Source organism: Bacteroides sp. 1001302B_160321_D4 (assembly GCF_015667765.1).
GTDB classification, from domain to species: domain Bacteria; phylum Bacteroidota; class Bacteroidia; order Bacteroidales; family Bacteroidaceae; genus Bacteroides; species Bacteroides xylanisolvens.
The window spans coordinates 1-26,915 of sequence record NZ_JADPLO010000015.1 but is presented as its reverse complement, the minus strand read 5'-3'; the positions used below and the strand labels follow the sequence as shown (position 1 = coordinate 26,915).

The 26,915-nt window shown below is 40.1% G+C and carries 18 protein-coding genes; 9 read left to right on the top strand and 9 right to left on the bottom strand.

All coding sequences use genetic code 11. From position 1 onward, the window contains the following. Positions 1-30: 30 nt before the first annotated feature. The 9 genes from nuoL to KFO40_RS08110 all read right to left on the bottom strand — a co-directional run bounded on the left by nuoL (position 31) and on the right by KFO40_RS08110 (position 7,727). Positions 31-1,962 (bottom strand): NADH-quinone oxidoreductase subunit L, encoded by a 1,932-nt coding sequence (gene nuoL / locus KFO40_RS08150; RefSeq protein ID WP_004312108.1) that lies wholly within the window; start codon positions 1,960-1,962, stop codon positions 31-33. 191 nt (positions 1,963-2,153) lie between these two features. After that, positions 2,154-2,462 (bottom strand): NADH-quinone oxidoreductase subunit NuoK, encoded by a 309-nt coding sequence (nuoK, locus tag KFO40_RS08145; protein WP_004312109.1) that lies wholly within the window; start codon positions 2,460-2,462, stop codon positions 2,154-2,156. A 37-nt stretch (positions 2,463-2,499) separates the two neighbouring features. Further along, positions 2,500-3,012: an NADH-quinone oxidoreductase subunit J gene (locus tag KFO40_RS08140; protein WP_004312110.1), complete on the bottom strand. Its 513-nt coding sequence runs from the start codon at positions 3,010-3,012 to the stop codon at positions 2,500-2,502. Between the two features lie 2 nt (positions 3,013-3,014). After that, positions 3,015-3,503, bottom strand: a complete 489-nt coding sequence (locus tag KFO40_RS08135) for a 4Fe-4S binding protein (protein ID WP_004305338.1) — start codon at positions 3,501-3,503, stop codon at positions 3,015-3,017. 12 nt (positions 3,504-3,515) lie between these two features. After that, positions 3,516-4,592: an NADH-quinone oxidoreductase subunit NuoH gene (gene nuoH, locus KFO40_RS08130; RefSeq protein ID WP_004315645.1), complete on the bottom strand. Its 1,077-nt coding sequence runs from the start codon at positions 4,590-4,592 to the stop codon at positions 3,516-3,518. 20 nt (positions 4,593-4,612) lie between these two features. Beyond that, the gene (locus KFO40_RS08125; RefSeq protein WP_004312112.1) at positions 4,613-6,205 is read right to left on the bottom strand and encodes an NADH-quinone oxidoreductase subunit D; all 1,593 of its coding nucleotides are present in this window, start codon (positions 6,203-6,205) and stop codon (positions 4,613-4,615) included. Positions 6,206-6,287: 82 nt separating this feature from the next. Beyond that, a complete protein-coding gene (locus KFO40_RS08120; RefSeq protein ID WP_004312113.1) occupies positions 6,288-6,890 on the bottom strand; it encodes an NADH-quinone oxidoreductase subunit B in 603 nt (200 codons plus the stop codon). Then, a complete protein-coding gene (locus tag KFO40_RS08115; protein ID WP_004312114.1) occupies positions 6,881-7,231 on the bottom strand; it encodes an NADH-quinone oxidoreductase subunit A in 351 nt (116 codons plus the stop codon). The genes KFO40_RS08120 and KFO40_RS08115 overlap by 10 nt, the downstream gene beginning before the upstream one ends. 118 nt (positions 7,232-7,349) lie before the next feature. Then, the gene (locus tag KFO40_RS08110; RefSeq protein ID WP_178286494.1) at positions 7,350-7,727 is read right to left on the bottom strand and encodes a hypothetical protein; all 378 of its coding nucleotides are present in this window, start codon (positions 7,725-7,727) and stop codon (positions 7,350-7,352) included. Between the two features lie 260 nt (positions 7,728-7,987). On the opposite strand from KFO40_RS08110, the gene KFO40_RS08105 reads away from it, so the two are divergent. The 9 genes from KFO40_RS08105 to KFO40_RS08065 all read left to right on the top strand — a co-directional run bounded on the left by KFO40_RS08105 (position 7,988) and on the right by KFO40_RS08065 (position 26,774). Next, on the top strand, positions 7,988-9,592 hold the full coding sequence (locus KFO40_RS08105) for a DUF6377 domain-containing protein (RefSeq protein WP_178286492.1): 1,605 nt from the start codon (positions 7,988-7,990) through the stop codon (positions 9,590-9,592). Positions 9,593-9,784: 192 nt separating this feature from the next. Continuing rightward, positions 9,785-10,309 (top strand): RNA polymerase sigma-70 factor, encoded by a 525-nt coding sequence (locus tag KFO40_RS08100; RefSeq protein WP_015532359.1) that lies wholly within the window; start codon positions 9,785-9,787, stop codon positions 10,307-10,309. Positions 10,310-10,386: 77 nt separating this feature from the next. Next, positions 10,387-10,614 (top strand): hypothetical protein, encoded by a 228-nt coding sequence (locus tag KFO40_RS08095; RefSeq protein ID WP_015532360.1) that lies wholly within the window; start codon positions 10,387-10,389, stop codon positions 10,612-10,614. Positions 10,615-10,630: 16 nt separating this feature from the next. Beyond that, on the top strand, positions 10,631-13,198 hold the full coding sequence (locus KFO40_RS08090; protein WP_015532361.1) for a glycoside hydrolase family 38 C-terminal domain-containing protein: 2,568 nt from the start codon (positions 10,631-10,633) through the stop codon (positions 13,196-13,198). Between the two features lie 15 nt (positions 13,199-13,213). After that, positions 13,214-15,553 carry a GH92 family glycosyl hydrolase gene (locus KFO40_RS08085; RefSeq protein WP_211146246.1) on the top strand — a complete coding sequence of 780 codons (2,340 nt, stop codon included), beginning with the start codon at positions 13,214-13,216 and terminating at the stop codon, positions 15,551-15,553. A gap of 47 nt (positions 15,554-15,600) precedes the next feature. Next, positions 15,601-18,690, top strand: coding sequence for a discoidin domain-containing protein (locus KFO40_RS08080; RefSeq protein ID WP_195651449.1), 3,090 nt, complete (start codon positions 15,601-15,603; stop codon positions 18,688-18,690). Between the two features lie 45 nt (positions 18,691-18,735). Continuing rightward, on the top strand, positions 18,736-20,142 hold the full coding sequence (locus KFO40_RS08075; RefSeq protein ID WP_195651448.1) for an SGNH/GDSL hydrolase family protein: 1,407 nt from the start codon (positions 18,736-18,738) through the stop codon (positions 20,140-20,142). Positions 20,143-20,151: 9 nt separating this feature from the next. Beyond that, positions 20,152-22,827, top strand: a complete 2,676-nt coding sequence (locus KFO40_RS08070) for a family 78 glycoside hydrolase catalytic domain (protein WP_195436643.1) — start codon at positions 20,152-20,154, stop codon at positions 22,825-22,827. A gap of 797 nt (positions 22,828-23,624) precedes the next feature. Further along, positions 23,625-26,774 carry a glycosyl hydrolase gene (locus KFO40_RS08065; RefSeq protein ID WP_178287254.1) on the top strand — a complete coding sequence of 1,050 codons (3,150 nt, stop codon included), beginning with the start codon at positions 23,625-23,627 and terminating at the stop codon, positions 26,772-26,774. Positions 26,775-26,915: the final 141 nt, after the last annotated feature.

The following is a 26,915-nucleotide window of genomic DNA, read 5'->3' as shown; positions in this document are numbered from 1 at the left end:
TTTACTATTTAAAGATTTACTATTTACTATTTAGAGAATCAGCAGTAGGATAAGTGCCAATGCACCGCAAAGGAACACATACGCATATTGTTGTACCTGACCGCTCTGCAAACCACGAATCTCGTCGCTTGTTGTGTTGGTAGCCCATGCCAGGAAGTCAAAGAATCCATCCACTACATGACGGTCGAACCATGCGATAGGAGTAGAGATGCAGCGGAAGATAATCTTATGCGTAATAAACTGGTAGATATCATCAATATAGAAGCGATTATAGGCTGCCTTGTGCAGACCTTTGAATCGTTTTGCCAACGAATCAGCAACAGGCTGTTTGGCATTCTTGTACATCCATGTAGCGATTGCAATCGAAATAATCGCAATAACAACGCTCGTAATAGCTACTGACGGATCGAGATGGATAGAATAAGATTCACCATTCGAACTGATGAAGTGTCCGAAAGGAATAAATCCTGCTCCACAAGTTACAACTGCCAGGAACATCAGCGGGAAAGTCATAGCCAACGGACTCTCATGTGGGCGGCAAGGTGCCGCTTCCAAGTTTCCGTGCGGCGTGTTATGTTCCGAATGGGAACCTGCCCGGGGCGGCTCGCTCCCCCAAAAAATACCGTAGTAAAGGCGGAACATATAGAAAGCTGTCATTGCAGCGATGACTGTCATCACCCATCCCATTACAGGGCTGTATTGGAAACAAGCAGCCAGAATTTCATCCTTCGAGAAGAAGCCCGAGAACGGAGGAATACCGGCAATAGCCAGACAAGCAATCAGGAATGTCCAGTGAGTGATCGGCATATATTTGCGTAAACCTCCCATAGCGGACATTTCATTAGAATGTACGGCATGGATAATGCTACCTGCACCGAGGAAGAGTAATGCCTTAAACATGGCATGTGTGAAAAGGTGGAACATGGAAGCCATGTAGCCCAAACCTCCTTCGTGCGGATTCATGGAAGTACAAACACCCAGAGCTACCATCATGAAGCCAATCTGTGAAATGGTAGAGAAAGCCAGTACACGTTTGATGTCTGATTGTACGCAAGCCACACTTGCCGCGTAGAATGCTGTAAATGCACCTACCCAAGCAACCATGTGCAGCGTATTCGGTGCGTATGTAATGAAAAGTGGGAACATACGTGCCACCAGATATACACCGGCAACTACCATGGTAGCCGCATGAATCAATGCGCTGACCGGAGTAGGACCTTCCATTGCATCCGGCAACCAGATATGCAACGGGAACATGGCACTTTTACCGGCACCACCGACAAACATCAGTCCGAGAGCCAACGGAAGCATAGAAGCTCCACCGCTTATCAAGGATACTGTATCCGGAGTGAAGCCGAATGTACCACCGTAATATCCGTAAATCAGGATACCGATCAGGAAGCCCAAGTCAGCAAAGCGAGTAACAATAAACGCTTTCTTGGAAGCAGCAATGGCAGCCGGTTTTGTATAATAAAAACCGATTAGCAGGTAAGAACTTACCCCCACCAGCTCCCAAAAAAGGTACATCTGGAAGATGTTGGTTGCAACGACCAATCCCAGCATAGACATGGTAAACAGGGATAGGAAAGCGTAATAGCGTTGAAAACCGACTTCTCCTTTCATGTAACCGAAAGAGTAGATATGTACCATCAGTGACACTGTAGAGATGACGATCAACATCATTACCGATATAGGATCGAGCAAGATGCCCAAATCGAAGTGTAAAGTCTCTGTAAAAGGAAGCCACGTGAAGTTGTAAGGCATCAGTGTGGCGAATGTTCCGTCTTCCAGTCGTGGAGCGGAGAAATATTGGATAGCTGTAACGTAGGATAGTACTGCTACTGCTCCCAGTATCAGCGTACCGATTGTACCCGCTGTCCGGTGGGACATCCATTTACCTCCGATTCCCAATATGAGAAAGGAGAAGAAAGGAAGAAGGAGTATTAGAATTGTTAGTTCCATACAGTTTTATTTAATTACTTGAGTTATTATTATTAATTTTTGGTCTTATAGCTGATAATCACTATACTCGGACCTTCTGTTTGGTTTCCCGGTGTGAAACTAGTTGTTCCTCGGTGAGAAACACTTTGTTTCTCGGTGTGAAACGAAGTGTTTCAAGGGATGAAACACCTTGTTCCTGGGAATGAAACAAATCACCACTTCAACTCGTCCAGGTTGCGCACCTGAATGCTTCGAAGATTACGATAAATGTTAATCATGATGGCGATAGCTATTGCAGTTTCCGCAGCCGAGATGGCGATGGAAAAGAGTGCAAAGAAATAACCCTCCATTCCCCCCGGAAAAAGGAAACGATTGAATACGGCGAAGTTGATGTCCGTAGCATTCAGCATTAACTCTACAGAAATCAGGATAGCCAGTGTGTTTCGGCGGGTAAAGAATCCATAGATTCCTGCAAACATCATGATGGTAGAAACTACCAGGTAATATTCCATGTGTATCATATTCGAACTCTATTTTGATAGTTAATACTTAAAATTCCTATCTCTTACGTGCAATCATGATGCCACCGATGATACACGCCAGCAATAATATGCTGACAGCTTCGAAAGGCAATACATAACCGTATTTGTCACTACTTAATAAAGCGTTCCCGATAGCATGAATGCTAATTTCTTGCGGGGCTAAATTAGCTGTCTGCATGAAATCGTGCTTCAGTGTGATAAACAGGATAATGGCCAAACCGGCAATCATAGTGAAGAGTCCGGCTAAGACTTTACTTCGTTTTGCTTTCTCGGCCCGGTCGCCTTCTCCGCTGGTCAGCAGGATGGAGAATACATAAAGAACGACAATACCACCGGCATAAACCATAATCTGAACGGACCCCAGAAAGGTGTAACCCAGCAAAAAATAGATGCCGGCCGTGCCGAAGAGCACGAAGAGCAGGTAGGTGGCCGAGCGTACGATACGTTGGGTAGTCACCGTCATGATGGACATAGCAATAATAAATGCTGCCAAAAAGTAGAATACTACTGTTTCAAGTGTTGATCCCATATCTAAACTTCTTTTTTCTTTTCTATTACTTTACTACCGTCGTGGTTCAACTTCAGGACAAGTTTCGTCCGGTCGAAGACTGCATGTTCGAAGTTCTGGTCGAATGTGATGGCATCGTGCGGACAAGCATTGACACAGAGCTGGCAGAACATACAGGCACCCAAATCATATTCATAGGTTGCCAGGATTTTCTTCTTTTTTCCATCTTCTGTTTCGACGGTTTCGCTGGTCACTTTGATTGTATCGTTCGGACAAGCCATTTGGCACAGTCCGCAAGCTACACAGCGATGTTCATTATTCTCATTGTGGGGCATATTCAGCGTACCACGGAAACGGTCGAACATTTTCAGCTCTTTCCGGTTTTCGGGGTATTGCTCGGTCACTTTCTTACGGAAGTATACCTTGATGCTGGTTTTCATACCCGTTGCCAGTGTACTGATGCCATGCACCAGACCACCTAAGTACGTATATTTTTTATCTTTATATTCCATAATTTTCATTTATCAAAAGTGGAAGCCGAAAGCTACGCAGCATGCCATTAATAATAGATTTACCATAGAAATTGGAACCAGGTATTTCCATTCCAGATTCAAGATCTGGTCGATACGCAAGCGTGGGAAAGTCCATTTGATCCACATCAAAAGGAATACCACAAAGAATGCTTTGGCGAAGAACCAGATAAAGCCCGGAATATAATCCATTACAGTGTTAAATCCATCCAAACCAACAATGTGCAGCGGCATCCATCCTCCCAGGAAGATAGTGGCGGCAACACTGGCTACGATAAACAGATTCAAGTATTCTGCCAGATAGAAGAAACCGAAACCCATACCGGAGTATTCAGTATGATATCCGGCTGTCAGCTCACTTTCCGCTTCGGGAAGGTCGAACGGGCCACGGTTACATTCTGCATTTCCGGCAATCAGATAGATGATGAAAGCAATGACCGCAGGAATATGTCCCTTGAAGATGAACCAACCATCAGCTTGTCCTTCTACGATTTCAGAAAATTGCATGGTTCCCGTCAGCACTACCATTGTCATGATACTCATACCAACAGAAAGTTCATAACTGATAATCTGTGCACCGCTTCGCATGGCACCGATCAAAGAGAATTTGTTGTTACTACCCCAACCGGCCAGCAAGATACCGACAACTCCAATGCTGGAAGCTGCCAACAGGAAGAACACGCCCACATTAAAGTCCAGAATCGCCGCACCTTTATTAAAAGGAATACAAGCGAAAGTCAGGAATGAAGCGATAATCACCATGAATGGAGCAAGATTGTAAAGGAAATGGTCGGCACCCTTCGGCATGAAGATTTCTTTGGTCAGCATTTTGAGCACGTCGCAGACCACTTGGATAGACCCCCATTTACCAACACGATTCGGTCCAAGACGACACTGGAAGAAACCGCAGACCTTACGCTCCATGTAGATCAATATGATAGCCAGGATGGCATACAGTGCTACGAGGCACACGCCGACAGCTACACATTCTATAAAGATGGCTAATCCCTCCGGCATAATGGAGAGCAGTAGCTCATGTATCCAGTTTGTTACTATACTAAAGTCGAACATATATTTTTAATAATTAAGTATTATCTGTCAATATCCGGAACGACATAATCTATTGTTCCGCCAATAGCAATTAAGTCGGCAATCTTTGTGCCCCGGCAAATGGTGTCAATTGCAGCAACAAGCGGCAATCCCGTAGCACGGTAGTGCAGGCGGTAAGGCGTTTTGTCACCCTGACTTTCCAGGAAGACACCAAATTCACCACGACTTCCTTCTACTGCTGCATAGTAACTGCCTTCCGGAACACGGATGATAGGTTTCATCTTCTCCTGATAAGGTCCCTCGGGAATATTGTCTATTAATTGCTCAATGATGTTCAGACTTTCCATGATCTCATCCATACGCACCAGGTAACGGGCAAAGCAGTCGCCTTCCGTATAAACGATTTCTTTGAAATCGACTTTGTCATATACACCGTATGGCATTCGTTTACGTACGTCACACGCCCATCCTGATGCACGGCCTGTACCTCCGGTACAACCGAAAGAGATGGCATCTTCACGGCTTAACACACCGACGCCTTTCATACGGCTTTGTGCGATGATGTTACCCGTGAATATATCATGATATTCGTGGATAATTCCTCTCATATATGGAATGAACTCTTTTACTCGTTTGACGAAGTTAGGATGAAGATCAGCCTGTACACCGCCAATCGTATTGTAGTTCATAATCAGACGTCCGCCGCAAGTTTCTTCAAAGATATCGAGAATTTTCTCGCGGTCACGGAATCCATAAAAGAATGCTGTCAACGCTCCTAAGTCCATAGCAAGACAAGAGTAGAACAGCAAGTGAGAATCGATACGTTGCAACTCGTCCATTATGGTACGGATGTACTGTACGCGTTCACTGACCTCAATGCCCATGGCTTTTTCAATGCACATACACAATGCATGGCGGTTCTGATGCGCGCCCAAATAGTCCAGACGGTCTGTCAAAGCCAATGTTTGAGGATAAGTGAGGCTTTCATTCATTTTCTCGATGCCTCGGTGGATATACCCGCAGTTCGCATCAATCTTACGAATAATTTCACCTTCCAGAGAAACACGGAAGCGCATTACACCATGGGTAGCAGGGTGTTGCGGACCGATGTTGACTACATATTCTTCTTCGCCGAACAGTTTCGTCTCTTTGTTCTTGATGGTTCCATCCGGGTTCAGTTCTATTTCTTGAGTCGTATCAAACGTCTCTTCATTGGTCATGCACAGTGGGTTATCCTTTTCCGGATCGTTATCTTTACGCATTGGATAACCGATCCAATCGTTACGCAGGTAGAGCCGGCGCATATCAGGATGACCGACAAAGGTGATGCCATAAAAATCAAAAACTTCACGTTCGTAGAAGTCGGCTATCTTCCAGATGTCGCTGACAGACGGAATTTCCGGTAGCTCGCGGTTGGTTGTCGCTGTTTTTAGTGCTATCCGTTCGCCTGTAATGGTAGATTCCAGATGGTAGACTACGCCTAAGCCGCGGAGCTTTTCCGGAGCGTCTTTCTCATCGGCTACTCCCCAGTCCATACCGGTGAGGCTTTCGAGAAAGTCCATCTGTTTTTCATTTCGCAAGCGCAGCATCTCGTCGTGTAACGCTGCAGGAGCTATAAATTGTATTTCTTGCATAAATCAAATTAAATTAAGAATGAAAAATTAAGAATGAAAAATCTGCCGGGATGTTGCATGCGAATTCTTCATTCATCATTCATCATTCTTCATTTCTTAAATAATCCGGTTTCTTCTCTTTTCTGTTTACTCCACCAAAGAACTTTTCTATTTTTACTTTGCGTTGCAATTGCATCATGCCATAATAGAATGCTTCAGGACGTGGCGGGCATCCGGGAATATATACATCTACCGGAAGAATCTTGTCCACCCCGTTTACTACGTGATAGGACTTCTTGAAAGGACCTCCGCTGACAGCGCATCCGCCTACGGCAACCACATACTTCGGATCGGGCATCTGGTCGTAAAGTCGTTTCAGTACCGGAGCCATTTTATTGGTGATTGTTCCGCATACCATAATCATATCAGCCTGACGCGGGCTGGCACGTGCTACCTCAAACCCAAAGCGGGCCATGTCATAACGCGCGGCACCCAGTGCCATAAATTCGATACCACAACAACTGGTTGCAAAGGTAAGCGGCCACAGCGAATTGCTGCGCCCCCAGTTGATAAAATCGTCAAGTACTCCGAGGGCAACATTGGCTCCTCCTGCATTAAGTTCTTTGACCAACTTTTCCAATGATTCATTGTCGATAAACTCATCATACGGAATAGATTTTATTTTTGGTTTTTTGGTTATTTCCACTCCAAAGCTCCTTTCCTCCAGGCATAAGCAAGACCCAGAACTAAAATAATAAAGAAGAAGAGAACACTAATAAGTCCCTGTGGTCCCATGTCACGCATAACTACCGCCCACGGAAACAGAAAAGCTGTTTCGACATCGAACATCAAAAATAGAATGGCAAACAGATAGTATCCTACACGGAACTGCATCCATGATTTACCACGTGTCGGTATACCACATTCATAAGCCTCAAACTTTTGCAGGTTGTATGAACGGGGAGAGATAGCACGCGAGAGGGCTATTACTACACCGACAAAAGCAAGCGCTGTCAGCAAAACAACAACTAAAAATGTAAAATTCATAATTCAATAGCTGTTTAGATTGAATATTATATAGAAATAAGCAATTAGTCTATTCGCCCTATGGAGAATAAAACCAACTGTAATAAATGACGAGCAAAAGAGTCTACCGTACTGTAGGCTAAATGACAATCTTTCTCAACCCATATATATAATAGGAGATAGGATCGTAATAATATGTAGGAGAATGGGATGAGACAGGGTAAGGTGGACCTTGATGTTTGTAATGATCACAAAAATAAGCGATTAACAAGAACATGCTTTTATCTGTCGGAACATGTGCGACATCTGTATGACTCATATCACAGGTTTGAGTCGTATAAAGATTATAAAGACGTTCCAAAGCATCCTGAATCGGACGATCTTGTGATACATAGCATTTCTCCTGCCGATAAGTCGGGGAGGAAACTTTGCACATATCTTCCATTGCTCTGTTAGTTGCGCAATGGATGAGCAAAGCCAACACTAAAAGTAGTCCGAATTTTAAGTTTTGTTTCATCTTTCTCTTTTAACGGCTGCAAATATAGAACTAATATTTATACTTTTTGCAAAGTCCGTATGGCAAAAAAGCTTTTTTTAACTCCATATCTTTTAGATTCATTTTTTAGTCAGCATGGTTTCACAAATATCATTTAGAATGGGATAATTTCTCCATCCTCATTTGTTAAAAGATGCAATAAAAAGAATGATTTACGCTCTTTTTGGCGAATAACACAAAGAAAATACATTTTTTTGCAGATTAAGAAAGAATACATGATTATGAAACGCACACTTTGGTTTATATTTTTCCTTCTAAACTCCTTGTTTTACCTCTATGCAGATAGTGAGAATGATTCTTTGTTGAAGGTGTTGGATAAAGTGATTTCTGAACGTTTGATATACACCCGGAAAAAAGAAGCTACCATAAAAGAATTAAAGAAAAAGAAGGTCGGCCTTAATTCTTTGGAGGATACATATAATTTAAATAAAGAGATTATCCATCAATATGAAACCTTTGTCTGTGATTCGGCAGAACAATATATTCATGAGAATATTGATATAGCAAAAACGATCGGTAATAAAGAATATCTTTTGGAAGGGCAGCTCCGGTTGGCTTTTGTCTATTCCTTATCCGGTTTGTTTATTCAAGCAAATGATATTTTTAAGTCGATAAAATGTGCGGATTTACCCGATCATTTGAAAGCTTTGTATTGCTGGAATCGTATACGTTATTATGAAAATCTCATTAAATACACGGACGATGTACGGTTTTCAAACGAGTATGTATCGGAAAAAGAGGCTTATCGGGATACTGTGATGAGCATCTTATTTGACCAGTCGGATGAATATAGAAAAGAAAAAGCTGTGAAGCTTCAAGATAAGGGTAGTGTAAAAGAGGCTCTTCTGATTTTGACAGAGATATATGATAAACAAGAGCCGGCATCTCATGGCTATGCTATGATGGCTATGGGACTTGCCAAGGCTTATCGGTTGATTGGGAATTATGCACTGGAAGAAAAGTTTCTAATGCTGGCTGCTATGACAGATACAAAATTGGCAGTCAAAGAGAATGAGGCATTATTGACATTGGCAGTTCATTTATATCATAAAGGAGATATAGACAGGGCTTATAATTATATAAAAGTAGCGTTGGATGATGCCATCTTTTATAACTCCCGTTTTAAGAATACAGTTATTGCCCGCATCCATCCGATTATTGAAAATACGTACTTGATCCGGTTGGAAAAACAAAAACAGAACCTTCGTTTTTATATATTTCTGACTAGCTTGTTTGTGGTAGCACTTGCTATTACCCTGTATTTTACATATAAACAAACCAAAATTGTATCCCAGGCTAAACGGCATCTTAAAGCTATGAATGAGGAACTGGTCGGGCTGAATAAGAATCTCGACGAAGCTAATTTGATTAAGGAAAAGTATGTGGGGTATTTTATGAATCAATGTGCCGTTTATATTAATAAACTCGATGAGTACAGAAAGAATGTAAACAGGAAAATCAAAACCGGACAGATTGATGATCTATATAAATCATCCTCCCGTCCTTTTGAAAAAGAACTTGAAGGGCTTTATCAGAACTTTGATAAAGCGTTCCTTAAATTGTATCCTAACTTTGTGGAAGAGTTCAATGCTTTGTTGAAATCGGAGGAACGCTATAAACTGGAAAAAGATCAACTGAATACAGAATTACGCATATTTGCATTGATTCGATTAGGAATTACCGATGTTGGACAGATCGCTGTATTTTTGCATTATTCTGTGCAGACAATTTATAATTATAAGAGTAAAGTGAAGAGAATGTCCACTCTTGATAGTAATATCTTTGAAGAAGAGGTAAAAAAACTTGGTTCTTTGTCTCAAAAATGATTCTATTCAGTTTACCAAAACTAAAAAATAGTATTATTGTAAACTATTGATTATTAAATGTATATATAATAATTGAACTGTAAAACGTTTACTTTCCTGCCTACTTCCACTAAGAAGTAGGCTTTTTTCATCTCTATATTTGCATCACAAGATTTTTGATAACTGAATACTAATTTAAAGAAACACACAACTATGAGTTTTTCAGAATTGTATCTTATTTATTATCCCAAACTAGTTCGGTTTGCAAAAGAATTTGTGATGTCGGAAGAGGATGCTGAAAACATAACACAAGATGTTTTTGCAGATCTTTGGGAAAAAAGAGAGTCTATGGATCATATTGAGAATATAAATGCTTATCTTTTTAGGCTAGTAAGAAATAGATGTCTGGATTATCTAAAGCATAAAGTGTTCGAACAGAAATACGTTGAGAATGTACAAGCTTCTTTCGAAGTCGAGTTGAATTTGAAAATGCAATCTTTGGATCGCTTTGATGTATTGGATATCTATGAGGGAAATGAAATGGAAAAGCTAGTCCGGGAAGCAATTAATAGTTTGCCTAAAAAGTGTCGTGCTATATTTTTATTGAGTCGTATGGAGGGGCTGAAATACCGGGAAATTTCCGAGCGGTTGGGGATTTCGGTTAATACAGTGGAATGTCAGATGGGAATAGCGCTTAAAAAGTTGCGTGTAATGTTGAATATGCGTTTGGCTGCATAAACGTTTAACTAATTTGTAGATGCTTTTTAGGGGTATTTATTGATATAATCGTCCTTTGATAAAAAAAGGAACGAAGAATGAAGGAGTCTTTAAATAAATATTTTGCTGGTGAACTTACTTCTGATGAGAAGGAAAGCTTTTTGATGGAGGTGGATAAGGATAAAGTTTTGAAAGAGAATTTTGTTGATAATCAAAGTCTTTTGGTAATCATTGACTGGACATTCCCCGGAAATAAAGACAATGAGGAAGTGATACAGCAAAAATTGGATGAATTTATGCGCAAGATGGAACAGCGCGAAAGATAACTAGTTTTGGAATACCATGAATCAATTTTATATCATATTACTAGCAGTTTTCTTTTATAGTAATGTTCGTGCACAACAAGCTTATTTTGTTGATGGGTATCATGGTGGAATATATGGGCATTACCCGGTGAAGTGGAAAACTCAATTTATAGTAGACCAGCTATCTATGCATCCGGATTGGCGGATTTGTTTGGAGATAGAACCGGAAACCTGGGATACTGTTTATGTACAAACTCCTGAAGCTTATCAACAATTTAAAAAGCTCGTGGCAAGTCGGCAAGTAGAATTTACGAATCCTACTTATGCACAACCTTATTGCTATAATATTTCAGGAGAGAGCATCATTCGGCAGTTTCAATATGGTATAACCAAGACCAATGCACATTTTCCGGAAGTTGATTTTGTTACTTATTCTGTAGAAGAGCCTTGTTTTACGAGTTGTTTACCACAGATTCTTAAACAATTCGGTTTTAAATATGCTGTCTTAAAGTGCCCTAATACTTGTTGGGGAGGGTATACTGCTGCGTATGGCGGCGAACTGGTTAATTGGATAGGGACAGACGGGACTTCTATTTTGACGGTTCCTCGTTACGCTTGTGAACGACTGGAAAAGAACTCAACATGGCAGACAACAGCTTGGGGGAATTCAGAAGCATATTTGACGGCTTGTCGTGAAGCGGGGATCAAGCATCCGGTTGGCATGTGTTTTCAGGATGCCGGATGGAAAAACGGTCCGTGGATCGGAAGTGGAAAGAACACAAAAAATAATTCTATATATATAAGATGGAGGGATTATATAGAGAATATCTCCATCGGAAAAACTGATGATGATTGGCATTTCTCACAGGAAGATATACGCGTAAACCTGATGTGGGGTAGCCAAGTATTACAGAAGATAGCGCAGGAAGTTCGTACTTCTGAAAACAGGATTATCATGGCAGAGAAAATGTCTGTTATGGCTCATCTGAAGAATGGGTATACTTGTTTGAAGGCAGATATGGATGAGGCATGGCGTACTTTAATGATGGCACAGCATCATGATTCTTGGATTGTGCCCTATAACGGATTGAATAGACAAGGTACATGGGCTGATCAGATTAAACGATGGACGGATGATACGAATCGAATTTCTGATAGAATCATAGAAGCGTCCATACAAAACTTTGATGATTTGTCAGGCTCGCAGCAAGGTGACATTAACCAGCAATGGGTACGTCTTTTTAACACTTTAGGAGTGGAAAGGAAAGAACCGGTGAGTGTTCTTCTTTCTTTAGAGTCTGAGAATTCAGATTTTGTTATTTGTGATTGGAAAGGTAAAGAGATAGCTTGTTTTGTAGAAAGTGAAGGAGAAAAGAAAAGATTGTTTTTTGAAGCAGAGATTCCTCCCTTCGGATACTCCACGTATTGTATAAAAAAGAAAGAAGTAGGTAAAAAGATCGTTGCAGGAAGCGAAAAGGTTTCAGAAAGTAAGAAGGTTAATGAGCAGGAATACGTGATTGAGAATGACATGTATAAGGTTGTTTTTGACTTATCGAAGGGAGGAGTTATCAAAAGCCTGATTGCTAAAAAAGAGGGGAATAAAGAATTTGCACGTAAAACAGGTGAGTATTTTTTAGGAGAGTTGAGAGGTTTCTTTTATGAAGAGGGTAAGTTCCGTTCCTCAACAGAAGCTCCAGCCAGATTGACTATATTGAGGGATAACATATATGAGAAAAAAGTAAAGATAGAGGGAGAGATTGCTTCTCACCCATTTACACAGTTAATAACCCTTTCAAAGGGGGTGAAACGGATTGATTTTGAATTGACGGTTGATTGGAAGAAGAATGTAGGTATTGGTGAGTATAAAGAAAATCATTGGAGTGGTAATCGCAGAGCTTTTTGTGATGATCGTTTTAAATTGAATGTATTGTTTCCGGCCGATCTTCGTTCTCCTCGTATTTATAAGAATGCACCATTCGATGTGTGTGAAAGTACACTCGATAATACTTTTTTCAATTCTTGGGATCAAATCAAACATAATATTATACTCAATTGGGTCGATTTAGCTGAACAGAAAGGCGATTATGCATTGGCTTTATTTTCTGATCATACAACTTCTTATTCCTATGGAGAAGACTTTCCGCTCGGGCTGACAGCTCAATATTCGGGTGGGGGACTTTGGGGACCTGATTATAAAATTACCGGTCCTTTAAAAATGAAATATGCGATTATGCCTCATCGGGGTAAATGGGATAAGGCATCAGTAGCAAACAGCAGTGATTGTTGGAATGAACCTTTATTATCTTCTTGTTATTCGGTGGCAAAACCGGAATCAAAGTCGTTTATTAATTTACAAAATACCGGTTATCAGGTAAGTGCTGTTTATCTGGAAAATGGAAAGATCGTATTACGCCTGTTTAATTCGGAAGGGAACGAGAAATTACAGAAGGTTACTTTTGACATGCCATTGTCCGGTGTGGAAGAGGTGGATTTAAATGGAAAATGTGTCGAAAAAAAGAATATAAAAACATGTGCGGGAAAATCGGATATGATGATCTCGATGCCTCGTTTCGGTGTTAGAACTTTCGTTCTGAGTTTGATTTAAATTTATTATATTGTTATGTATAAAGCGACTGCTAATCTTTTATTTGTTTGCTTTTTATGCTGGATGACGGGATGTTCGTCCACCAGTACAGTATCGGAAGATTTGATCCCGACTGATTATGTAAATCCGTTTATTGGCGCCAGTACCAGTGTAGGGGCTGCGGGTGTATATCATGGATTAGGTAAAACTTTTCCGGGAGCTACCACTCCTTATGGTATGGTACAAGTTAGTCCAAATACCATCACAGGAGGAGATAATGGTTCTGGATATAGTGATGAACATAATACGATTGAAGGCTTTGCCTTTACACAGATGAGTGGTGTGGGCTGGTTCGGCGATTTAGGAAATTTCTTGGTAATGCCTACAACAGGTGAATTATATAAAGTAGCAGGGAAAGAAAATAATGATAGTATAAAGGGATATCGTTCAGTTTATAACAAAGTGACTGAGACAGCCAAGGCAGGATATTATTCGGTTGAGTTGACTGATTACCGTATAAAAGTGGAAAGTAGCGCAACGCCGCATTGTGGAATTTTACGTTTTACTTATCCTTCTAATAAGCGGTCTCGTATTCAGATTGATTTAGCGCGTAGAGTGGGAGGAACATCTACTTCCCAATATATTAAGGTTGTAGATGAACATACCATTCAAGGTTGGATGAAGTGTACACCTGATGGTGGTGGATGGGGGAATGGTGAAGGAAAAGCCGATTATACTGTCTATTATTATGCTCAATTCAGTAAACCTTTGGCAGATTATGGTTTCTGGAGTGCGGATATTCCTGAAAGTTGGGTTCGGAAACGTGATGAAGTGGTTAGTATTCCTTATTTGACTCGTGTTTCACAAGCTCCGGTCATCAAAGATAAGAAAGAATTGGAAGGTAAGCATTTGGGCTTTTTTACAGAGTTTCCTACAAAAGAAGGGGAGACTGTAGAGATGAAAGTGGGTATCTCTTTCGTTGATATGGAAGGAGCTGCTAATAATTTCAAACAGGAAATAGCTTCTAAAGATTTAGAGCAGGTAAAGAAGGAAGCTACGGATTTGTGGAATAAAGAACTTAGTCGTATTCGGATATCTGGTGGTACGGAAGATGAAAAAACTATTTTTTATACTGCTATGTATCATACAATGATTGATCCTCGTATTTATACTGATGTGGATGGTCGTTATGTAGGAGGTGATTATAAAATACATACAACGGACAGTGCTTTTACAAAGCGTACTATTTTTAGTGGATGGGATGTATTTCGCAGCCAGTTTCCTTTGCAGACTATAATTAACCCATGTCTGGTGAGCGATGAATTGAATTCATTGATTTCAATGGCAGAGCAGAGCGGACGTGAATATTACGAACGTTGGGAATTTCTAAATTCCTATTCCGGTTGTATGTTGGGAAATCCCGCCTTGTCTGTTTTGGCGGATGCTTATGTAAAGGGAATTCGTACGTATGATGCAGAGAAAGCTTATCGGTATGCCGTTAATACTTCACGGCATTTTGGTAATGATTCATTAGGTTATATACCGGAACCATTAAGTATTTCGACAACTTTGGAATATGCTTACACAGACTGGTGTGTATCTCAAATGGCACAGGCCATGGGAAAAGACGAGGATGCTAGACTTTTTTACGAAAAAGGCCAGGCATATCATCATATTTTTGATCAAGAGAAAGGTTGGTTCCGTCCTCGTAAAGCAGATGGCTCATGGGTAGCATGGCCAGAGAATGCACGTCTTAAAGAATGGTATGGCTGTATAGAAGCAAATTCTTATCAACAAGGTTGGTTCGTGCCTCATGATGTTTCGGGAATGGTGGAATTGATGGGCGGTAAAGAGAAAGTAATTGAAGATCTGATTTATTTTTTCAGTAAGACTCCTTCCAATATGTTGTGGAATGAATACTACAATCATGCTAACGAACCGGTGCATTTTGCTCCTTTCCTCTTTAATCAGCTTGCTGTACCTTGGCATACCCAGAAGTGGACACGTTATATTTGTGAAAAAGCGTATGCTAATAAAGTAGAAGGTATTGTTGGTAATGAAGACGTCGGTCAAATGTCGGCATGGTATGTGTTGGCTGCTTCCGGTATTCATCCTTCTTGTCCGGGTAATACACGTATGGAGATTACAAGTCCGGTATTTGATAAAATAGAGTTCAGTCTTGATCCCAATTATTATACCGGGAAGAAATTCACGGTGATAGCTCATAATAATAGTATAAATAACGTCTATATACAAAAGGCTTTGTTGAACGGTCGGGAATACAATAAATGTTATCTTGACTTTGCGGACATTGCAGCTGGAGGTACATTAGAACTGTTTATGGGCGATAAACCGAATGTTGAGTGGGGAGTCTGATTAATAATATCTTTTTTAACTAATTGTTACTTTAAAGTTTTGATAGTATGATAAATAGACTTGGACTTTTCATTGTATTGGTCATATTTGTTCTTATTCAGACAGGCTGCGCCGAGCAGAGTACTAGAATGTCTTTGAATAGCTCTAATCCTCGGGTTATCTGGGAAGTGAAACCCCAGGCAGATTTAGAGAACATAACCGGAGAGCAGATTTCTACTCCGGAATTTAAAATGTCCGATTATGTAAAAGGGGTTGTACCCGGAACTGTTTTTACTGCTTATGTTGAAGCAGGAATCGTTCCTGATCCTAATTATGCCGATAATATTTATAAAGTAGACGAAACGTTTTATAACCGTCCTTTCTGGTATCGTACGGAATTCGAACTCCCGTCTTCTTATTCGGAGGGGAAGCGGGTATGGCTTCACTTCGACAATACGAACCGCTTTGCCGATTTCTATTTTAATGGCGAGAAGATATCAGGAACAAAAACATCTACTAAAGATGTAAGCGGTCACATGTTACGTTCGAAGTTTGATGTGACCAATCTGGTAAAGAAGTCTGGTAAGAATGTGATAGCTGTTCTGATTACCGATGCCGATCAGAAAAAGACGCGTAAGGCTAAAGACCCGTATGGAGTTGCATGTAGCCCCAGTTATCTGGCTGGTGCCGGTTGGGACTGGATGCCATACGTACCGGGACGTCTGGCTGGTATCACAGGCAATGCTTATCTTGTGGTAACGGGAGATGTAGTGATGGAAGATCCTTGGGTGCGTTCAGAGTTACCGACCTTGCAGAAAGCAGAGCTTTCTGTCTCAACAGATATTAGAAATGCTTCTTCTTCCCCAAAAGAAGTCGTTGTATCCGGAGTGATTCAGCCGGGGAATATTTCTTTCTCTAAAGACATTCGGGTAGAAGGAGGAACAACAGCCAGACTATCTATTAACAAAGATGACGTAGCTCAATTGGTTGTTGACCATCCGAAACTTTGGTGGCCGAATGGTTATGGTGATCCCAATCTCTATACTTGTAAGCTGACTTGTTCTGTAGATGGAAAAGTGTCGGATGTAAAAGAAATGACATTCGGTATCAAGAAGTATGAGTATAAAATGGTCGATAATGTAGTGGGATATCCTGTTCTTACATTCTTTATCAACGGACAGAAGATCTATCTGAAAGGTGGAAACTGGGGAATGAGCGAATATCTGCTTCGCTGCCAGGGTAAAGAGTATGAAACGAAAATCAGACTTCATAAGGAAATGAACTACAATATGATCCGTCTATGGACCGGTTGTGTTACTGATGATGAGTTTTATGATTATTGTGATAAATATGGAATTATGGTATGGAATGATTTCTGGTTATATGTAGCATACAATGACGTGGCGCAACCGGAAGCATTTAAAGCGAATGCTCTTGATAAAGTCAGACGCCTTAGAAACCATCCTTCCATTGCTATTTGGTGTGGAGCAAATGAAACGCATCCGGCACCTGATTTGGATAATTACCTGCGTGAAATGATTGCGAAGGAGGACAATAATGACCGTATGTATAAGTCTTGCTCCAATCAGGATGGATTGTCCGGAAGTGGTTGGTGGGGAAATCAACCTCCAAGACACCATTTTGAAACTTCAGGCAGTAATCTGGCATTTAATACACCGGCTTATCCTTATGGCATTGATCACGGTTACGGTATGCGTACAGAAATAGGAACAGCCACTTTCCCGACATTTGAAAGTATCAAAGAGTTTATTCCGGAAAAAGACTGGTGGCCTCTGCCTACCGATGAGCAGTTGAAGAATGATGATGATAATGTATGGAACAAACATTTCTTCGGTAAGGAAGCGTCTAATGCCAACCCGGTTAATTATAAGAATTCAGTGAACACACAGTACGGAGAATCATCCGGACTGGAAGAGTTCTGCGAGAAAGCGCAAATGCTGAATCTCGAAGTGATGAAAGGTATGTATGAGGCTTGGAACGATAAGATGTGGAATGATGCAGCCGGACTTCTGATCTGGATGAGTCATCCGGCTTATCCCTCGTTTGTATGGCAGACTTATGACTATTATTACGATCCTACAGGTGCTTATTGGGGAGCAAAAAAGGCTTGTGAACCTTTACATATCCAATGGAATGCTTCCAATAACAATATAAAAGTAATAAATACTACAGCAAAGGACTTGAAAGGTGCAATAGCTAAAGCTACAATTTACGACTTGAATGGAAAAGAAGTGCCTGCATACGGACAGACAAAACAGGTCGATGTGGCAGCCAGCAACATTGCGGAAGCATTTTCTTTGAACTTTAATCCTTTCAATCTGGCTTATGGAAAGAAGGCTGTAGCTTCTTCTTCAACAAGTGCCTCTAAAAGTGCTTCAATGGTTACTGACGGAGGAGCGGGAAGTCGTTGGGAAAGTGCATACAGTGATCCTCAATGGATATACATTGATCTTGGTAAAGAAGAAAAGATAGAAAAGATTATTTTGAAATGGGAGGCAGCTTGTGCTAAGAAATACGAACTGCAAGTATCGAATGATGCGCAAGAATGGAAAACCGTTTATACCAACAAAGATGGAAGAGGTGGTACTGAACAGATTGAATTGGAACCTGTTACAGCACGTTATGTGAAATTGGCAGGCATCAGCCGTGCCACACAGTTTGGATATTCATTGTTCGAATTCGAAATCTACGGTGAGAAACCAAAAGAGATAGAAGAACTAACTCCGCTTCATTTTATCAAGTTGGAACTGATAGATGCCAAAGGTAATCTAATCTCTGAAAACTTCTATTGGCGGAATGGCGTGAGAGATCTTGACTATACATTGCTGAACACACTTCCGGAAGTTGCTTTGTCTTGCCGATTGGTGGATAAATCGATGTCTGACGGAAAGATGAAGATAGCTGTAAAGAACAATTCCGAGACTGTGGCTTTTGCTAATCGGGTGAGGCTTGTTAATAAGGCTACGCAAAAACGAATACTTCCAATTATTATGTCCGATAATTATGTGACGTTGATGCCGGGCGAAGAAAAGGTTATCACTATGGAGGCGACTCCCGAACTGTTGAAAGGAGGCGTAAGTGTATTGGTGAAACAGTATGGGAAAGCAGAGAAGAATAAGCTGGATATAGTAGATTGATTGTTGTACGGTTATCTTTATGGTTTGATTAAAAGAATAAAGAAAATGGCTAATAGACTAAAAATGAGAATACTCTTGTTGTTATCTTTAGTTTATATAAATTGCGATTACTTACAGGCACAAACAACAATACCCCGGTTTGAAGAAGGGGAACGTGTGGTATTTGTAGGAAACAGCATTACTCACGGCGGACATTATCATTCATTTATCTGGCTGTATTACATGACTCGTTTCCCGGATAAACCGATTACTATCATGAATGCCGGAATTGGTGGAGAGAGTGCGTGGGATATGAAGGATCGTTTGGACTATGATGTTTTCAACAGGAAACCAACTTATGTGACTCTAACTTTCGGTATGAACGATACCGGTTATGATATTTACATGAAAGACAATGCAAAAGAACTGTCAGAACAACGGATTGCAAAGTCATTGGAAAGCTATCGGGAAATAGAAGAACGCTTACTGGCTAAAAATAAAATAAAGAAAGTTTTGATTGGTGGTTCTCCTTATGATGAGACTTCCAAGTTTAATAATTTTATATTGCATAATAAGAATAACGCTATTTTAAAAATAATAGATGCCCAACGTATATCGTCTAAAAAGAATGGCTGGGGTTTTGTTGATTTTAACCAACCGATGCGTGAGATAAGCAGAAAAGAGCAGGAGGCAGATTCTACATTTACTTTCTGCAGGATAGATAGAATTCATCCGGATAATGACGGACAGATGGTTATGGCCTATTTGTTTCTGAAAGCACAGGGACTGGCTGGGGATGAAGTGTCATCAGTATCTATTGATGCATATCATTCATCTGTAATAACCCATAAGAACTGTAAGATTTCAAAACTAAAAAAGAACGGAACTGATCTGACTTTTGATTATCTGGCGTATGCTCTTCCTTATCCGCTGGATTCTATTTCTAGAAGTGGCTGGGGAAATAAAAGGTCACAACGCGGTGCAATGCGGTTGGTTCCATTTATGGAAGAGTTTAATCAGGAACGTTTTCAGGTAACAAACTTAGAGAAAGGAATGTATCGGTTAACTATAGACAATCAGTTTATTGACAATCTCTCATCCGAAAAGTTGGCGAATGGAGTGAATTTGGCAGATTACCCGAATACTCCCCAATATCAACAAGCTGCGAAAATCATGTATCTGAATGAAGAACGGTTTGAAGTGGAGAAACGCTTCAGAGAATACTTGTGGACCGAATATTCATTCTTGAAAAAGGAAGGATTACTGTTTGCAGATGATCAAAAGGCTATCGATAAACTGAAGGAATATTTACCTAAAGATGGTTTCCTTAGGATGAGCTACGACTGGTATATAAAAGCGATGAATCCCGAAATACGGGAGGTTTGGAGCAATTATATGAAGACTATTGTTGAAACAATTTATAAAATCAATAAACCTGTCACTCATAAAGTGAGGCTGACAAGAATTGAGTAATAATAGAAAATGAATAGTATGAAACGGTTATTATGTTTAGTTTGTTGTTTCTGTTGGCTGTCTGTGATAGTGTATGGAAGTCAGAAAACAACTGCTTTTTATTTGTCAGAGTTGAAATGTGAAAATCTTATTAATCCTCTAGGAATTGATAATGTGACCCCTCACTTCAGTTGGAAGTTGAAGGGAAACGGCTGGAAAGGCGGGCAGACTTATTATGAGATACAGGTAGCTTCGGATAGTATTCTGTTGACGCAGGATAGGGCTGATTTATGGAATACCGGGAAATTGAAATCCAATGTTTCTGTTATGGTTCCTTATCAGGGTAAGGCTTTAACTTCCCGTTCTTTGTGCTATTGGCGGGTACGTGTTTGGGATGCTAAAAAACAAGTTTCATCATGGAGTCCAGTTGCTCGTTTTGGAGTTGGTATCTTGAATAAATCACAGATGCAAGGAGATTATATAGGGGCTTCTATTGAGGGTGGTAAGATTTGTGCTCCTATTCTTCGCAAAAAAGTGAAGCTGACTCAAGGGGAGACTTCTTTCCTGCATGTAAATACGTTGGGGTATCACGAAATTTATGTCAATGGGAAAAAGGTAGGGAAAGATGTCCTTACACCTGCTGTATCACATTTATCTAAACGTTCACTGATTGTTACTTATGATGTAACTCCTTATCTAAGAGAAGGAGAAAATGATCTGCTTATCTGGCTGGGACAAGGTTGGTATAAAACGACTACTTTCGGAGCTGCTTATGAAGGTCCGTTGGTAAAGGCAGAACTGGATGTGTTGAGAAACGGTAAATGGGAAGTGGTAACGAAGACAGACGAATCATGGAACGGACGTGAAAGTGGTTATTCGGATACAGGTACTTGGCGTGCTTTGCAGTTTGGAGGTGAGAGGCTAGATGGAAGGATTCTTCCGCGAGATCTCTCAACACAGGCTTTAGACAAAATGAAATGGACTCCTGTTGTGAAAGTGAATGTTCCTGATCATTTTGCTTCTCCTCAAATGTGTGAGGTAAACAAGATACATCAGACCTTGCAGGCTGTTTCTGTAAAAAAAATAGATGATGATACATGGCTGGTAGATATGGGAAAGGTTCAGACCGGATGGTTTGAGATGCAAATGCCTATATTGCCGGCAGGGCATGAGGTTATCATGGAGTATAGTGATAATTTGACGAAAGACGGTGAATTTGACAAGCAAGGTGAAAGTGATATCTATATATCTGGTGGTAAGCAAGGAGAGTACTTCAGAAATAAATTCAATCATCACGCTTTCCGATACGTGCGCATCTCCAATCTTCCTCAAGAACCGGAAACAGGTGCTATGAAATCTCTGCAAATTTATGGAGATTACAAACAGACTGCTACTTTTGAATGTTCGGATGCTGACTTGAATGATATCCATAATATGATTCAGTATACTATGAAATGTTTGACTTTTAGTGGATATATGGTAGATTGTCCACATTTGGAACGTGCAGGGTATGGTGGTGATGGAAACTCGTCGACGATGTCTTTGCAAACGATGTACGATGTAGCTCCAACATTTGAAAACTGGATACAAACATGGGGAGACTCCATGCGTGAAGGAGGAAGTTTGCCGCATGTTGGTCCTAATCCGGGTGCCGGTGGCGGCGGTCCGTATTGGTGCGGATTCTTTGTACAGGCTCCCTGGAGAACGTATGTCAACTATAATGATCCCCGCTTGATTGAGAAATATTATTCTCAAATGAAAGAGTGGTTTAAGTATGTTGATAAATATACAGTAGATGGTTTGCTGAAACGTTGGCCCGATACCAAATACCGTGACTGGTATTTGGGCGATTGGCTGGCACCCATGGGAGTAGATGCAGGTAATCAGGCTTCAGTGGATTTGGTAAGTAACTGTTTTATCAGCGAATGCTTGAGCACCATGTATAAGACAGCCTTAACATTAGGAAACAAAGAAGAGGCGGAAGAGTTTGCTATTCGTAAAGAAAAACTTAACAAGTTGATTCATCAGACGTTCTACCGTGCGGATGAAGGAATCTATTCTACCGGCTCACAATTGGATATGTGCTATCCTATGTTGGTAGGTGTTGTACCTGATTCTTTGTATAATAAAGTGAAAGAGAATGTCGTTATGATGACCGAAGAAAAGCATAAAGGACATATTGCTGTTGGTTTGGTTGGAGTACCTATTTTGACTGAATGGGCTGTTCGGAATAAACAAGTGGATTTCTTCTATCAAATGATGAAGAAACGTGATTATCCCGGTTATCTGTATATGATTGATCGTGGTGCGACAGCGACTTGGGAATATTGGAGCGGAGAACGAAGTCGTGTGCACAATTGTTACAATGGAATTGGTACTTGGTTTTATCAGGCTGTAGGAGGAATACGTCTTGACGAGGCTGAACCTGGATATCGTCACTTCTATGTCGATCCTCAAATTCCGAATGGTGTGACCTGGGCAAAAGTAACGAAAGAATCACCTTATGGCACAATTGCTGTTAATTGGAAGTTGGAAGATGATAACCAGCTGAACCTTCAATTGACAGTTCCTGCCGGAACAACAGCTACAATTTGCATCCCCAATAATGCTGTCTCATGTAAGATGAATAAGAAGAAAGTGAGTATTAAAAAGCAGACTGTTGATGTAGAAGCAGGGCATTATGAATTTCTATTTAATTTGAAGTAGATACATCACTCCCATTTAGAAAGCATATCGTTATAAGGATTAAGCTTAGATTTGTTGGATGGTTGTTTTTATTTGATTATTCTATACCTGTGGTTTATTATAATCAAATAAAAGCAACCATTTCTTTGTATATAGTAAAAAGAAAGTGTATTTGTGGTTGGATATTGATGGTGGCACTCTTTTCTGAAAGATATGGATATATAAAAGTAATTGTTATCACTGGATAAAGTTAAATCAGATGACGAAATTTAGTTTCTATCTTTCTATTAATCAGCTTTATATTATTGTAATGGACAGATTTATACTTTAACTATAAATTTGTCCAAAGATAATCTTCTAATCCGGGAAATGAATAAGAAGAAATCCCAGCCTCTGAAGACGATTCGGTTCTTCTTCAAATTCCGTGCTAGTAAAGCTCATTGAAAGGTTGATGGATAAAGGGATATCGGCATATTAGAAATAGCAAATAAATTATCCAAGCTATATGCATCTTAAAGTACCCCGGAATAGCCATGAATAAGGTTATTGAACATAAATAAGTAGCACGGAATTTGATTAAGAACCAAATACGTTCCAGCCCCCCTAAGTTGAATTTCTTTATTGATATACTCAACCCCCACCCTGCATTGTTATCGGCTTAATTATGATTTTTATACGATTCTTTTTAAATATCTATTTTAGTGGTTTCCAAAATTTCAAGCGTTCATAGTATAAAGTTCAATAGATATAGGTAAAAAGTTAGGATTGGTGTTTGTATTTCCATAATATTTCTCTAGTTTAATGAAAAATATGATATCATGAAAAATGTTTTAGTAATGATTACGTGTGTTTTGATTTGCTTTTTATCAGCGTGCTCGAATGTAAAAAATGTACCTTCCATAGTAACTATTGAAAAAGGCTTTCGGGAAATTCCCGATAGTATCCGAGTGGGATGTTATTGGTATTGGATTTCAGATAATATCTCAAAAGAGGGAGTGGTTAAAGATCTGTATGCTATGAAAAAGGCAGGGATTACTCGTGTTTACATAGGAAATATTGATATAGGAGGAAATGCTTATGGAGATGTGAAAATATTTACGCCTGAATGGTGGGAGGTTGTACATGTAGCACTGAAAACTGCTACAGAACTGGATATGGAAATAGGAATGTTTAATAGTCCTGGGTGGAGTCAGTCGGGAGGACCGTGGGTGAAGCCGGAACAGAGTATGCGTTATCTGGCAGCTACCGATACGATGGTGAAAGGTTCGCAAACACTTTCATATACGATACCTGAATATTCGGATTCGATGCAATTGGTCCGTGTTATAGCTTATCCTACACAAAGTGATGTGTTTAAAAAAGAATGGAAACTGCAACAGAAAGGATATGAACCCGTAGTTTTTGAAATGCATCTTGATGAACCACAACCTATTCGTAGTTTTACTTTTACAACAAACAATTATGTATGGACCAAAGCGGAATTGCAAGCTAAAGTAGATGATACTTATAAAACGATCAGGAAATTTGAGATAGATCGCACCAATGGAATGCGTTCTGTTGGCTTTTTTACAAATGCTCCGGTTGTTATTTCTCTTCCTGCAACGCAATCTGCAGATTTTCGTTTGTTGTTGGATAAACCGATTAATTCTTATGGAGACATTGAGGCCATTGTTTCTCTTTCTTCCGCAAAAGTGGTAGAACGGTATCCTGAACAATCTTTGGCAAAAATGTATCAGCGTCCTGATCCAAAATGGAATTCATATATGTGGCCTAACCAAGATTGGTATAATGATTCGGAGGGGTTTGTGATACTGGAAGATAAGGTGACAGATTTAACAGCCTTTCTGTCGTCAGACGGAATGTTGACTTGGAATGTGCCTGAAGGAGATTGGATTATTTCTTGTTTGGAAATGAAAACGACAGGTGTGACAAATACACCTGCCACACCTGAAGCTACTGGGCTTGAAGTAGACAAGATGAGTAGAAAGCATGTTAGTGCACATTTTGATGCTTATATGGGTGAAATCCTCCGTCGTATCCCCGAAGCTGATCGGAAGAGCCTGAAAATAGTAGTGCAAGACAGCTATGAAACGGGTAGCCAAAATTGGACAGATGATATGCTGGAACGTTTTAAGAAGGTTTATGGGTACGATCCGTTACCTTATTTACCAACTCTATATGGAAAAGTGGTAGGTAATGAGGATATATCTTCGCGTTTTCTTTGGGATTTACGTCGTTTGATTGCTGATGCTGTTTCATATGATTATGTAGGTGGTTTGAGGTATATTTGCCATCAACATGGACTCACAACTTGGTTGGAAAATTATGGGCATTGGGGATTTCCGGGAGAATTCTTGCAATATGGCGGTCAATCTGATGAGATTAGTGGTGAATTTTGGAACTTTGGTGATTTGGGACTAATTGAGAATCGTTGTGCTTCCTCTTGTGGACATATTTACGGTAAAAAGCGTATTTGGGCGGAGTCTTGTACCAGTGGAGGACCTAATTTCACGAATTATCCGGCTAATATGAAAGCGCGGATAGATCGTTTCTTTACAGAAGGTATCAATGCTTCACTGCTTCATCTGTATATTCATCAACCGTATGAGGATCGCAATCCTGGTATGAGTGCTTGGTTTGGAAGTGACTTCAATCGGAAAAATACTTGGTTTAGTCAGATGGATTTATTTACAGACTATCTGCGGAGATCAAATTTCCTTTTGCAGCAAGGTACTTATGTGGCGGATGTTGCCTATTTTATCGGTGAGGATGCTCCCAAAATGACAGGTTCAATAGACCCTCAATTACCAAAGGGATATTCTTTTGACTTTATTAATGCCGAGGTTCTTTTAACGAGAGCTGTCGTTAAGGATGGTTATTTAACCTTGCCGGATGGAATGAGGTATCGTTTATTGGTATTGCCAAATCAAAAATCAATGCGTCCTGAAGTTTTGAGAAAGATTAGCGAATTGGTACGCAATGGTTTGGCTGTTTATGGTGATGCTCCTGAATATTCTCCGAGCCTATCTGATTATCCTGAGGCAGATAAGGAGATTTCACATACTGGTACAGAATTGTTTGCTAACGATTATTATGGAAAAGGGAGAGTGTTCCAACGGGGACTTGTTTTACAAGATGTGTTGGATACACTGAATATATGTCCTGATTTTATGTGTGAAAAGGATATGCCAGTTCTGTTTATACATCGAACTCTACCGGATGCGGAAATTTATTTTGTGTCCAATCAGCATAATGAGAAAGTGATTTTCAACGGAGAATTTCGTGTATCTCAGGATTTCTCTCCAGAACATTGGAATCCTGTTACAGGGGAGATTCGCTATTTACCGGATTTTAAGAGTAAAGAAGGTTATACATCTTTACCGATTGAGTTGGAAGGAAATGAAAGTGCTTTTATTGTTTTTCGCAAGAATAATAAAGTAACAAGAAAGAAAGATAATTTTCCACAGAAAACAACAGTTTATAAGATAGATACCCCTTGGAAGATCACATTTGAGGCAGGTAAACGTGGACCGGAGGCAGCGGTAATTTGGTCTCATTTGAAGGATTGGACAAATGTAAATGATAATAAAATTAAGTATTTCTCAGGAAAAGCTGTATATGAAACAGAATTTGTATTAAAAGAACTTCCGCAGAAGAATTTGTATCTTGAATTGGGCAGTGTGATGGTAATGGCTAAAGTAACTTTGAATGGACACTATGTAGGAGGTGTATGGACTTATCCATATAGTTTGAATGTGACAGACTTTTTAAAGGAGGGTGAGAATAAACTGGAGATAACAGTTGTCAATAATTGGCAAAATCGTCTAATTGGCGACCAGTCTCTTTTGGAAGACCAACGTCCGACATGGACAACTATTAATTCGTGGAAAGCAAATTCTCCGTTACAATCTTCAGGCCTACTTGGACCTGTAGAAATTCAGGTCGTTGATTATGAATTGGTAAACTAAAATAATGTTAAATAGGAAAAGAGTATTGTTATGGCAGATATATGTAGGGATATTCAGTAAATGTTCCTCTTTCTAAAAAATCAAGAGAAAAGCTTTGCTTTACGTGAGCTTTTCTCTTGATTTTTTCGTTCAACTCTCCCA